This is a genomic window from Micromonospora sp. M51 (assembly GCF_018070305.1).
Classification (GTDB): Bacteria; Actinomycetota; Actinomycetes; order Mycobacteriales; family Micromonosporaceae; genus Micromonospora; species Micromonospora parva.
This window is the reverse complement of the sequence record NZ_JAGPXZ010001303.1, coordinates 1-874: the sequence shown is the minus strand read 5'-3', so window position 1 is coordinate 874 and position 874 is coordinate 1. Positions and strand designations below refer to the sequence as shown.

The 874-nt window shown below is 74.3% G+C and carries 1 protein-coding gene; it reads right to left on the bottom strand.

Annotated features, from left to right (window positions below; all coding sequences use genetic code 11):
- Positions 1 to 58 precede the first annotated feature (58 nt).
- Positions 59 to 874 (bottom strand): hypothetical protein (locus KBX53_RS34430; RefSeq protein WP_309140923.1); only part of this gene is annotated, 816 nt, incomplete at its 5' end.

Genomic DNA, 874 nt, shown 5'->3' with positions numbered 1-874 from the left:
ACCCGGTACGGCTGCTGTTCGGTCATCGCGCGGCTCCCAGGGTCTGCTGGGACAGACGCTACCGCCCGTCCGTGTCCCGCTCGGCCGAAGTCGGCTGCTCCGACCCGGGGGCGACGGCCCGGTTGGTCAACCGCCAGTACTGGCGCTTGTCGTCGTCGCGCAGCACCACCCCGATCAGACCCAGTTCGCGGCGCAACTCCCGGGCGTCGTCGCGGCGGTCCCGCTGGATCGCCCGTTCCCGGGCCCGTAGCAGCGCGTCCGCACCGGTCGGCAACCCGGGCAGGTCGGGCACCCACAGCCGGTACGCCGACCGGTGCGGGTCGTCGTCCGCCCAACCCCAACCGTGCTCGCGGAACGCCGCCGCGAGTGCGGCGGCGGACAGGTCCGTCGGCTCCCGAACCAGTTCCGCGCCGTCGGCGTCGAGCAGCACCAGGTGCTTTTGGGCGAGGAAGACCACCCGGGTGTCGACCCTCGCTACGGTCCGGTTCTCGGAGGAGCGGCGCAGCCGTACCTGCGCCGCGTCGACGGTGACGATAAGCCGTTCGGCGGTGCCGATCCCGGCGATGACCAGGCCGGCCAGCACGCCCACCGCGATGGCGCCGGCGGTGGCCTGCGGCTCGGGCAGCTGGTCCAGCCACCGGACCAGGTCGCCGAACGGCACCCACGGCAGTCGGGCGAGCCAGCCCGTCGTCGCCGCCAGGAGCCATCCGGCGCCCGCGCCGAGCAGCGGGAAGCCACCCCACAGGACGGCCAGCTCCAACGGGCCGCCGCTGACCACGGTGCGCGGACGGTAGTCGGCCGCGTCCATGGTCAGGACACCTCGCGGCGCAGCGTCCGGAACAGGCCGGCGGCCAGCGGCAGCACCATCCAGACC